The following is a 10,956-nucleotide window of genomic DNA, read 5'->3' on the forward strand; positions in this document are numbered from 1 at the left end:
TCCTCAGGCGCATCGAGCACCTTGCCTTCTGCAGACCAAGACAAATGGTTCAGGCCGCTGGGCGGTAGGCGCTGCTCGACTTGAGCTTGGCCAATGCACGGCGCGATTTGCGATCTCGTTGGCCCACACCCTCGCGAACCTCCGGTTCCGGGGAGGGCCCAGGAGCTCCACTCCTGGTGCAGAGCCTCGGCTAGAGGTTCACCTTGGCGCTGGGTGACGTCGTGCTGAGCTTGGCCCGCCGCACATAGCTGCGCATCGTGGCGAGGCTGCGATGGCGCGTGTGGCCCATGATCTCCTCGTCGGCGACGCCGTTGCGGTAGGCCGTGGTGACGAAGCCGGCCCGCAGACCGTGCGGACTCACAGGTTCGGCCAGCGTGCCCCTGGATGCCGGCGTCGGCCGCGCGCTTGCGCAGGATTTCACGGATCGCGCCGTCGGTGAGCTGTGCCGGTTGGGCATGGCCTCCGCGGGCGACCTTCCGGAACGCGGGGCCGGACGCGATCTTCGCCCCTTCGAGCCAGGTGCGCAGCGCCGTGACCGGGCAAGTCGCCGGACGTTTGCCGGACGCAATCTGGATCTCGGCGCCTTCGCCGCCGCCGTCGGTCTTCGAGCGCGGGATCAACAGGGTGAGACCGGCCTCGGTCCACGTCAGGTGTTTCAGGTCGATGGCGGCGAGCTCGGAGCGGCGCAGTGCGCCGGCGAAGCCAATGAGGATCAGGGCGCGGTCGCGCAGGCCAGCGAGACTGTCGTCGCAGGTGTCGACCAGCCGGCGGATCTCCGTCGTAGTGATGGCGGCGGCATGGCGGCCGCGGCCGCCATGCCGCCGGCCGATCCCGCGCAGCGTCTCGCGGATCGCTGGATGCTTGGTGTCGAGCGGATGGCCGGCGACGCCGCAGGCCCGGGCGATCGCCGCTACCCGTCGACGCAGAGTCGAAAGCGCGTAGCCTTCGCCGGCGGCCGCCAGGTAGGCGCCGACGACTTCCGGCCGCGCCGGGATGGCCGTGAACCCGTGCCGCTGGCACCAGGCGGTGACGTTGGCCAGGTCCGCCGCATAGGCCAGAACTAACGAACGGCCCATTTTTGTCGCATAGGCGGACAAAATACGAACGTGGCGGCCGCGTTTGGCTCGAAGCTTGCGGCAGTATGCGACCCCAGCCGATCAGCCACCGGCTACCGACTACCGGCCACTGGGAACATCATCGACCGCGGGCCAAGCCTTCGACCACCTCCGAACAACGGATGTTGGCGTCCGAATCTGACACCGCCTGCTAGGCACTGGGGGCAAATGTTTAGCGCTGCCGCCGCACCTGCTCCGGCGTCACCGCGTCCGCATTGTTGCCGAAGCTGCTACGCAAATAGCTTGCGACGGCAGCGACGTCCTCATCGGACAAGCGCTTGCCGAAAGGCTTCATCGTCGTGCGGCTCGAAGCGAAAGGCGGCGGCGGAAGATCCGGACCGTAGAGAATGACGTTGATCAGCGAGGAAGGATCGTTCGCCTGAACGATCGCATTACCGCCGAGCGGCACGCCGAGGACCTTATCGCCTTTGCCGTCCGGAAGGTGGCATGTACCGCAATGCACAGTGTAGACGATCTCGCCATCGTCCACGCGCGAACGAAGGAACGACAGATCGCTACGCTTCGGGCTCGGATCGATCCCTTTGAGATAGGTCGCGATCGCTACGGCGTCCTGCTTCGTCAGGTGCCGTGTTGATTCAAACACCTCGTTCATCGGACCATGCACGACAGCGTGGCCATTCTTTCCCTCGGTCAGGTAAAGCGCAATGTCCGTGGCGCTCCAGCGATTCAGGCCGTGGCGTCCGGGGGTCAGGTCGACCGCGGACCAGGTCCGGTATGCGCCGCTCGCGACCTGGTCGACATAGGCGCCTCCCTGCAGCGCGCGATCCTCGTCAAGCCCGCCGAGGACATTGCGCGGCGTGTGGCAAGCGCCGCAATGGGCGACCCCCTCTACGAGATAGGCGCCCCTGTTCCACGCCGGCGACTTCGTGGCGTCCGGCGTGAACGCGGCGCTGTCATGGAACAGCCCCTTCCAGAAATGCAGTAGCGATCGGTTGTTGAACGGGAAGGACAGGCGGTTTTCCCGATTGGGCTGCGCCACCGGTTCAGTCGTCCGGAAGTACAGATAGAGCGATGCGATGTCCTCGTCGCTGAGCTTGGCGAAGGACGTATAGGGAAAGGCCGGATAGAGGTGAGCGCCATCTGGCCGGATGGCGTGCTTCATCGAGGCATGAAACTGCTCGTAGCTCCAGCGCCCGATACCATGTTCCGGATCCGGCGTGATGTTGGTTGAAAAGAGCACACCGAACGGCGTCTCGAACTTTACGCCGCCCGCAAAGCGCGCCTGGCCCGGAACCGTATGGCAGGCCGCGCAATTGCCGATCCGGGCAAGATACTCCCCCTTCTCGACGCCGGCGTCATGCCTTTCCAAGGGCGCCGGAGCGGGGAGCGGCAAAGGGCGAAAAGCATAAGCGGCCGCACCGCATCCCACTATAGTCAGCAGGAGGGCGAAGGACGCAATGCGCAGCCATCTCCGCCGCGGCCTAGCCTCTTGTCCGCCGGTCTTGTCGGTCACCCCTGCGCCTCGTCGACGGGGATGCCCACAAGCCTGAGCCAGTTGAATGTCCTTTCCCGAAGAAATTGCCGTGCATCCATATCGTGGCTCGGTTGCCAGTTGAGCAGCGAGCCAGTGATATTCGCCATGAACGCATCGACTGCGGCCGACTTGTCGATGGCGGTTTCCGGCATGACCTTGGCGATGGCGGTACGCAAAATCTGCCCGCGCCTTTGCTCCAACTCAAGCAGGATCGGGTCCTTTATGTTGCTTGTGTACCGCAGCATGAAGCTTGAGAACTTATCTCGGCTGCCGGCCTTTTCAGCGATCATGTCGACTATTGCGAGTAGACCGGCAGAGCCCTGTTCTACATCCAAGGCCATAACTTGTGCCTCGTACTGAGCCACGCGGCGCCTGACCAGGGTCCTTTTCAGTTCGTCGCCGCTCTTGAACCGCAACGTTATGGCGGTACGCGACAGACCTACTTCACGCGCGACCTCCGACACGGAAAAGCCGTCCAGCCCACGTCTCAGGAGCACTTCTTGCGCAGCCTCCAGAATTTGGTCGTCGGTCGCGGACAGCGGACGGGCCATAACAATCTCGGGCAGTCAAACCAACTGCGGCAGCCTCCGCCGCACCCAGGTCCTATCGCCCATTGAAGTTTCTTGCAACCCTGTTACTAACGGGGTCGGAAGTAATGTGGGCATGCGCCGGAAAAGGATGTCCCGACAACCCTGTTGGAGAGAGATTCGATGGATGTCGGGCCCCGCTTGCGAAAAGGTCTGATTTATGGAGGCATCGGCGCAATCGCGTCCGGTGTGACGCTTGCCTACATCGCGTGGCCTTCCGACAGGGCCACCGCGCAAGTTGGCTCCTTCGTCAGGAACGGCGAGGCGGGTTTCGTCGTCACCCACTTCGCTTACGCGCTCGGGCCCGATGCGGCGGAGACCGGCGCCTGCCCAAATGGCATGTCCAAGAGTGCGCTCGAGATCTTTGCCGAAACGCCCGAAGGCCGGCGGCACCCCGGCGAAGGCGACGAGGAATATGGCAAGCGCCTCGAAGCAGGCGGAAAATCCATTTCCACGACAAGTGATGGCAAGAACTACTGCATGCACCCGGAGCTGGCCCCGCCCGATCCGCACACACGGATCCTGACGAGCGCCAGCGTTCCTGCCGAGGGCATCGATCTCGACGGGAAGATTTCGCGCTCGAAGGAAGATGCGCAGCGCGGCCTGCTCGACTTTACGGGCGTCGACGGCGCAAAGGGCGTGGACAATCAGTTCTGGCGGGCGGTCGGGTGCAACAAATCCTTTCAGAAAAGCGGGCATTCGAACAGCTTCGAGACCGAAATGTACACGGGCTCCTGGGGCATCCTGATCACTCTGTCCGACGTCGACGACCTCAGGAACGATGATCATGTCGACGTGGGCATTTATGCAAATGCCGATCCTATCCAGGTCAGCCCCACGCGCGTAGCGCTGGAATATGCAACCTATGCGATGGATCAGGACAAGGCGTTTCGCGCGTCCACCACGGGCAGGCTCGAAAACGGTGTGCTGACGACCGAGCCCGTGGACATCCGGGCGCGCCACGTCGTGAACAGCATGCAACTGCAGCGTCCGCTGCGCGACGCTCGGATCAGGGCGAGCCTGTCCGCCGATGGCGTCATCAAGGGCTATCTCGCCGGATACACTCCCGTGATCGCGATGTACGATTTCCAGTTCGGCTATCGCAACGCAAGCGATGCATCCGGCAAACCCTCGCCCATGGCCAGGCGTTTGCTGTCGTCCAATGGGGCGGCCCGCTCGCTCGGCCACACCTGCCACGGGATGTATCAGTCGTTGCACCGTCTGGCGGACGGGCATCCGGACCCGCAAACCGGCAGGTTCACGTCGATATCGACCCAATATCAGTTCGAGGCGCGGCCCGCTTTCGTGGTGGATGTCAAGACGAAGAGCGTCAACGCGAAGCTGATCCGCCATGACTAGGCTTTCCATCCTCTCGCTCAAGAGTCAGTGGGCCGCGCTTTCGAGAGACAGAAAGCGTCTGTGCATTGCGGCGGTCCTGATCGTCCTGGCGCTGCTCTTCATACTTCAAGCGCGCGCAGCGAGCGAACCCGAGCCGATCGGCGGCCCGCCGATGGTCCGCCGACTGACCGAAGCCCAGTACCGCGCCAGCATGGCGGATATCTTCGGGCCTGGGATTCCAATTACCGCCCGTTTCGAGAAGCCGGTGCGCGCCGACGGGCTGATCGCGATTGGCACCGGCGAGGCCGGCATGTCGCCCTTCGCCGTCGAACAATATGACGCCGCGGCGCAAAGCATCGCCGCGGCCGTGCTGAGCAAGGAACGGCGCCACCAGTCGCTCTCCTGCCGACCGAAGAGCGAGGCGATGTTCGACGAGGCATGCGCGCGCAGCTTCCTGACTGAGAAGGGCCGATTGCTGTTCCGGCGCCCCCTGACCAGCGCGGAGGCCGACAAATATGTCAGACTGGCGCGCTCGGCTCACAGCAAGCTCGGTAGCTTCCACGAGGGGCTGGAGCTCAGCCTCTACACAATGCTCGTCTCGCCCCATTTCCTGTTTCGGATTGAGCAGATGGCGGCGGGCTCGGATGAGCCGGCCGGGGAGCTCGATGCCTTTTCCAAGGCTTCGCGAATCAGCTTCTTTCTGACGAATTCGGCGCCCGACGACGAATTGCTGCGCGCTGCCGAGGCGGGCGAGTTGGACCATGGTTGGGGCCTGCGCCGACAGGTCGATCGCCTCATGAAGTCCAAACGGTTCGAAGAGGCGGTGCGCGCATTCTTTGCCGACATGCTGCAGTTCGAACGCTTCGATGACCTGTCCAAGGATCCGGCAATCTACCCGGCCTTCAATTCCGATGTCGCGGCCGATGCGCAGGAGCAAACGCTGCGCACGATCGTCGATCACCTGCTCACCAAAAAAGGCGACTATCGCGACCTGTTCACCACACGCGACACGTTCCTGACGCGGTCGCTGGGCGTGATCTATCGCACCCCGGTGCCGACGCGCGGGGGCTGGGATGCGCTCGCGTTCGACAAGGACGGGAATCGCGCCGGGATCCAGTCGCACGTGTCCTTCCTTGCCCTGCATTCCCATCCAGGACGATCCTCTCCGACCTTGCGCGGCTATGCGGTGCGTGAAGTGTTTCTATGCCAGCAAGTGCCCGATCCGCCGGCCAATGTGAATTTCAGCGCGATCGAGGAAAAGGCTCACGCCAGGATGGTGACGGCGCGCGATCGCCTCGCCCTCCATTCCACCGAACCCTCCTGCGCGGGCTGCCACAAGGTGATGGACCCGCTGGGACTAACGATGGAGAATTATGACGGGCTCGGCACGTTCCGCACGCAGGAGAATGGCGCGCGGATCAACACGGTTGGGTCGCTCGACGGGACGGATTTCAATACGACAGACGGCCTCGCGAAGGCCTTGCGCAATCATCCGGAAACGCCGCGGTGCGTGGCGGAGCGGCTGTACAAGTCAGCCGTCGGCCGCGATATCGTTTGGGGCGAACGCTACTATCTCGATTGGCTGATCGCCGCCTTTGAAAAGGGCGGCTACCGCATTCCCGACCTCATGCGCCGGATCGTGTTGAGCGAGAACTTTTTCACAGTGACCCGTCCCGCGCCGGTCATGGCGACGCAGCGGCTCATGAAAAGCAACAAAACCGAGCGAGACAGGACATGAGCAGGATCTCCCGCAGGATGGTGCTCCGCGGCGTGGCGGGCGGCGCGGCAGTCGGCGTGTCGCTGCCGCTGCTTGACTGCTTCCTCGACAATAACGGCAAGGCGATCGCTGCAAGCGGTCAGCGCATTCCGGTGCGCTTTGGCACATGGATCTGGGGCTGCGGCTTCATTCCGCAAAAATGGATTCCCGCCACGACTGGCCGCGGATATCTGATGCCCGAAGACTTAGCCCCGCTGGAGCCGTACCGGGAAAAGCTGGCGATCTTCACCGGATTTGACGTCAAATTGGACGGCGTGGCGAACAAGCCGCACGTCACGGGCTGCCTGGGCCTGCGGACCGGCATCCCCGTCCCCACCGAGAATGTGAAGGCGCCGACGTTGGATGTGCTGATCAGTCAGGAGATTGGCGGCGAAGCGCGCTTTCGATCACTGGAAATCAGCGCATGTGGGCTGCAGCGGTCCTACTCCTACCAAGCCGCGGGTTCGCCCAATCCCAGCGAGACGTCGCCTGCGGCGCTTTATCGCCGAATCTTCGGCGAGGGCTTTCAGGATCCCAATTCGGTGAATTTCGCGCCGGATACCCGTATCCTGGTGCGAAAGAGCGTGCTTTCCGCCGTGTCCGAAGACCGGCAGAAGCTGATGCAAAGCGTAGGCGCGAGCGATCGCCAGCGGCTGGAAGAGTATTTCACCTCCATCCGCCAGATCGAACAGCAGCTTGAACTGCAGCTTCAGCCCCCTGCTCCGGTCAAGGCCTTCAGCAAGCCCGGAACGCCGAGCGAGAATGCGCCCGGCTCCGAAATGCGCCAGGTCATGCAGACCCATCGCGTAATGGCGGAGCTGCTCGCCAAGGCGCTCCAGTGCAACCAAACGAAGGTGTTCAACGTCCTGTTCTCCGACACCGCGTCGAATCTGCGCCGGGAGGGGGAGACAACCACCCACCACACGCTCACGCACGAGGAGCCGGAAGACAAGACTCTTGGTTATCAGAAGGAATGTTCCTGGTTCGCCAGCAACAGCATGGTCGCCTGGAAAGAATTCCTAGATGAAATCTCTAGAATTCCGGAAGGCGACGGTACCCTGCTCGATAACTGCCTGATCCTGGCCCACTCCGATTGCTCGGTCGCCAAAGCGCATGCGGTGGAAGGCATCCCGGCCATAGTCGCGGGCAATGCTGGCGGCGCCGTCCGGACCGGGTACCACCTCGCTGGCAACGGCGATTCCATCGCGCGCCTGGGGCTTACTGTTCAGCAGGCCATGGGCGTCCAGGTCGAGCGCTGGGGCCAACTTTCCATGGAAACGAACCGGACGATCACGGAACTGCTCGCATAGAAGGCGACAACCTCATGGCGGCGACTAGGTGTCGTTACCAAGAAGGTTGTTCACCCTCTGCCAGGGGGTGAAGCCTTTGATGCCGGAGTGGGGTCGGGTGAGGTTGTAGCTGTCGGTCCAGGGTCCGACGGCCTTTGATCGCTCCGCCGACGAGCCGTAAGGCTTGGCGTAGGCCCACTCGCGCAGACTGGTCTGGATGAAGCGTTCGGCCTTGCCGTTGGTCCTAGGCGTGTAGGGGCGGGTTCGGACGTGACGCGCGCCGGCGGTCTGCAAGGCTTTGGCGAAGAGCTTGGAGCGATATGCCGAGCCGTTGTCGGTCATCACCCGTTCGACGGTGACGCCGTGGCGGGCGAGCCAGGCCAGGGCGCGCTCGAGGAAGGCCGTGGTGTCCTCCTTGCGCTCGCTAGGCAGGATCTCGGTGTAGGCCAGGCGCGAGGCGTCATCGACGCAGACGTGCAGGAAGTCCCAGCCGGCTCCCCGGGATGCGCCTTTACGGCGGTCGCCGGTGATGCGGTGGCCTTCCACGTCGAAGCGGCCGAGCTTCTTGATGTCGAGATGGATCATCTCGCCGGGTCGCGAGCGCTCGTAACGGATCACCTCGGGCCGGGGCTCCAGCGCCGTCAGCTTGCCCAGCCCCAGCCGGCGAAGGATCACGCCCACCGTCGAGCGCGCCATGCCCAGGGCCTGGGCGATCGCCGGCCCGGTCATCCGCTGGCGGCGCAGCTGCTCGATCTGCATCACCCGCGGTTGCGACGTCCTGCGCGGACATCGTCGGGGCGCCGAGCTGCGATCGGTGAAGTCTTCGCTCGGCCCCCGACGACGCCGGCCCACCCATTTGCGGGCCGTCCGCACCGAGACCCCAGCCGCTTCCGCCGCAGCTGCCACCGACCAGCCTTCATCTACGATCCGAGACACCATCAGGGCTCGACCACGCGGCGTCAGCCGCGCATTCTTATGGACGTTCATCCGGGGAGTTCCGGTGGAAGTGGAGTGTTGCAACCCCAGCTTCGTTCAGACCCCTCCCCGGGTGAACAACCTTCGTAGCTTCGACAACTAGGCGAGGGGCGCATGGGGGGCGGGACTCTCACAAGTTCTCAGTTCGTTCGAACCTAGCGTTGTTCAGCTAACAAATGTCGCGCTGCCCTCAGTCTCGCCTCCGCGGTAGATCAGATAGCTGACTGAGAGGATCCCGACGACGACCAGGGCGATGCTGGTGGCCTTGACCCCCTGGAACCAGCTTTCGCCGCGTTTGACGCGCTCCCATGCCTCCTTGAGCACCGGCTGTGTGGCGATGACCAGTGCGGAGGCCTTCTCCTGGGCAAGCGCTGTGTCAGCGTTCCCCGCCGCAATCATCGTGGCCATCTCGTCGAGCACCTTGAACGCTTGATCGTTCAGCCTCTTGCTAGGATTCAATCGCAGCCGAATGGACGCCTCCGACGTCCGAAACTTGGCTACAGCCTCGGCGCGCGCAACTGTCTGAGCGGTGCCGTTAAGGTAGTTGCTCCACGTCCACGCTTCGAAGTGCGAGACGGCTTGGGACAGTTCGGCACGTAGCGCGTCAATCCACGCCTGTCGGAGATCGGAAGTCTTGGCGTCCTTGGTGACGATCAGACCGACCAGGCCGAAGTATCCTGCGACCACGGCAGCGAGGACTGCTGCCAAAACTGTATCCGATGGCATCGATCGCGCCCCCCAGGCGGACTCATCGAGCTTTCAAGATTGGAAAGCAATCCATCAAGACAATCACTCGAGCGGGTCGCCCCGGTGCGACGACCCGCAGGTCCGTTCCATCACTGACGCAGGCACCCCCAAGAGCGGGTCGGTGGTACGCTTTCGCAAGGCGCCGCAATTGAGATGAGGGAATCGCGCGGCGGCTGCTGGGACGACGATGTCGGCTTGTCGTAGCTTCGACGTCCATACTTCACTCTCACGTCCTGGCCAGGCTTGGGCCTGTCGGCCCCGGGCGCCTGCTGTCACACCAGGAAGGACAGTCGCCCCTCAGCGTCGGGCGCCGGCAACCAAAATGGAAGCCCGACAAAAACCCGCCAAAAGGGACATCATTTCCGGCCAGATTGGACAAAAACTTCGGCCAATCCGGGGACAAGAACTGAACGGTGACAAAAACCCTGACCGGCTACACTTGGAAATGGAATCCACCCGGCTACACGCCTTTCTCCGCTAATATATGTTATGCGAAATTTAGCAACTTCTAGTGCGTGAACATCCGTATCCGCCCCGGCCCCGCTTCACGGACGGAGCGTTTGGCGCGTGTCCGGCGATGGGGGCGCCGACATGGCCGGCTCCCAGGCGGACCAGGCGTCAGCCGCCGATCGGTCTTCAGCATTCGAAAGCCCGGAGCCGAAGCGCTCGCGCCAGGCGATGAACGCCAGCATCATCTCCACGGCGGCCTTGATGCTCAGCGTCCTCTCCGGGCCATCGTGCTGACCGAAGTCGTTGGAGAAGAGTTCGTTTCTGTGCGGGAGCCAGCGCGAGCGGATGACGTCGTTGTCCTGCTCGAACAGGCGCATGAATTCGGCCACCTCGGCGGGCTCGGCGACAAGTCCGGCGCCTTGGTGTTCCGAGTCCAGATACCGGAGAAGGTCGTATTGCAGCCGTCCGTCATGACCTCGCTCGTGCATGAGCTCATTCACCAGTCCACAGATCTGGCTGGCTTGACCGCTGAAGCTGGCGTTCTCGCGACTGGGCAGTTCGAGACCGTCCAGCGCACATCCTGCGACGGCGCAGAAATCTGCAATCAGCTCGGGCGCAGGGCGTCCCTCGGGATACAGGCGAACCCGAAGCGCCTCCTCTCCGAACGCGGCCGAAAGCCGCTCCACGAAAAGCTTCAGGTCGAAAAACCCCTTGTGAACCGGCAGTTCCGGATCGAATTCCTCATCATTGCAGAAATCCGGCACCCCCTTCCGGACAACCTGCCCCTGACGAAGCGCCGTGTTCGTCAGAGACCTAGCCATATGGTATTGAGAGCGGATATAGACAACAACTATAAAGTCTTCAAAGAATGGACTCAGGAATTCACGAAGGAACATCATCCGTTCCGTCGTGTTCACCCGACTATGGATGTGCTCGCTTGATATGATGACGGTCGCGTCATCGTCGATTGCAGACAGCTCGAACTCGAGGCCTTCCTGTATCTCTTCGGTCAGCAGCGTCCGGGCCGCCGGCCTCCTGAGGCCTACCGCGTGGTCGATATCATCGACTTCACAAAAATCCGGCCGTGCGACGACAGCCAAGGCGAGATGATTGAACAGCCCCTCTTTGGCGTAGGGCGCTAGGCTCTCGGGAACGTAGAATCCGGACGCCTTCAAACGTGTTCGGTTCAGCCCGAGAAACCGTT

The 10,956-nt window shown here is 63.0% G+C and carries 10 protein-coding genes; 4 read left to right on the forward strand and 6 right to left on the reverse strand.

From position 1 onward, the window contains the following. Positions 1 to 190 precede the first annotated feature (190 nt). Positions 191 to 361: a hypothetical protein gene (locus ACSQ2B_RS24280; RefSeq protein WP_436053976.1), complete on the reverse strand. Its 171-nt coding sequence runs from the start codon at positions 359 to 361 to the stop codon at positions 191 to 193. 13 nt (positions 362 to 374) lie between these two features. On the opposite strand from ACSQ2B_RS24280, the gene ACSQ2B_RS24285 reads away from it, so the two are divergent. Continuing rightward, positions 375 to 1,064: a hypothetical protein gene (locus tag ACSQ2B_RS24285; protein ID WP_436053977.1), complete on the forward strand. Its 690-nt coding sequence runs from the start codon at positions 375 to 377 to the stop codon at positions 1,062 to 1,064. Positions 1,065 to 1,287: 223 nt separating this feature from the next. Here the strand turns inward: ACSQ2B_RS24285 and ACSQ2B_RS24290 are convergent, their stop codons facing one another. After that, positions 1,288 to 2,589 (reverse strand): c-type cytochrome, encoded by a 1,302-nt coding sequence (locus tag ACSQ2B_RS24290; protein WP_436053978.1) that lies wholly within the window; start codon positions 2,587 to 2,589, stop codon positions 1,288 to 1,290. Continuing rightward, the gene (locus tag ACSQ2B_RS24295; RefSeq protein WP_436053979.1) at positions 2,586 to 3,161 is read right to left on the reverse strand and encodes a TetR/AcrR family transcriptional regulator; all 576 of its coding nucleotides are present in this window, start codon (positions 3,159 to 3,161) and stop codon (positions 2,586 to 2,588) included. The genes ACSQ2B_RS24290 and ACSQ2B_RS24295 overlap by 4 nt, the downstream gene beginning before the upstream one ends. 159 nt (positions 3,162 to 3,320) lie before the next feature. On the opposite strand from ACSQ2B_RS24295, the gene ACSQ2B_RS24300 reads away from it, so the two are divergent. From ACSQ2B_RS24300 to ACSQ2B_RS24310, 3 genes are read left to right on the forward strand one after another with little or no spacing between them, the layout of a single operon-like run. Beyond that, positions 3,321 to 4,556 (forward strand): hypothetical protein, encoded by a 1,236-nt coding sequence (locus tag ACSQ2B_RS24300; RefSeq protein ID WP_436053980.1) that lies wholly within the window; start codon positions 3,321 to 3,323, stop codon positions 4,554 to 4,556. Further along, positions 4,549 to 6,273: a DUF1592 domain-containing protein gene (locus tag ACSQ2B_RS24305; RefSeq protein ID WP_436053981.1), complete on the forward strand. Its 1,725-nt coding sequence runs from the start codon at positions 4,549 to 4,551 to the stop codon at positions 6,271 to 6,273. Before ACSQ2B_RS24300 ends, ACSQ2B_RS24305 begins: the two co-directional genes overlap by 8 nt. Continuing rightward, on the forward strand, positions 6,270 to 7,601 hold the full coding sequence (locus ACSQ2B_RS24310) for a DUF1552 domain-containing protein (protein ID WP_436053982.1): 1,332 nt from the start codon (positions 6,270 to 6,272) through the stop codon (positions 7,599 to 7,601). Before ACSQ2B_RS24305 ends, ACSQ2B_RS24310 begins: the two co-directional genes overlap by 4 nt. Positions 7,602 to 7,625: 24 nt before the next feature. On the opposite strand, the gene ACSQ2B_RS24315 is transcribed toward ACSQ2B_RS24310, so the two are convergent. The 3 genes from ACSQ2B_RS24315 to ACSQ2B_RS24325 form a co-directional block, all read right to left on the reverse strand. After that, entirely contained in the window at positions 7,626 to 8,567 is a 942-nt protein-coding gene (locus ACSQ2B_RS24315; RefSeq protein ID WP_436049975.1) for an IS481 family transposase, read from the reverse strand. Between the two features lie 153 nt (positions 8,568 to 8,720). After that, on the reverse strand, positions 8,721 to 9,263 hold the full coding sequence (locus tag ACSQ2B_RS24320) for a hypothetical protein (protein WP_436053983.1): 543 nt from the start codon (positions 9,261 to 9,263) through the stop codon (positions 8,721 to 8,723). Between the two features lie 584 nt (positions 9,264 to 9,847). Beyond that, a complete protein-coding gene (locus ACSQ2B_RS24325) occupies positions 9,848 to 10,927 on the reverse strand; it encodes a hypothetical protein (RefSeq protein WP_436053984.1) in 1,080 nt (359 codons plus the stop codon). Positions 10,928 to 10,956: the final 29 nt, after the last annotated feature.

The sequence above is a fragment of the Phenylobacterium sp. LjRoot225 genome (assembly GCF_964252855.1).
In the GTDB taxonomy this organism is placed as follows: Bacteria; Pseudomonadota; Alphaproteobacteria; order Caulobacterales; family Caulobacteraceae; genus Phenylobacterium.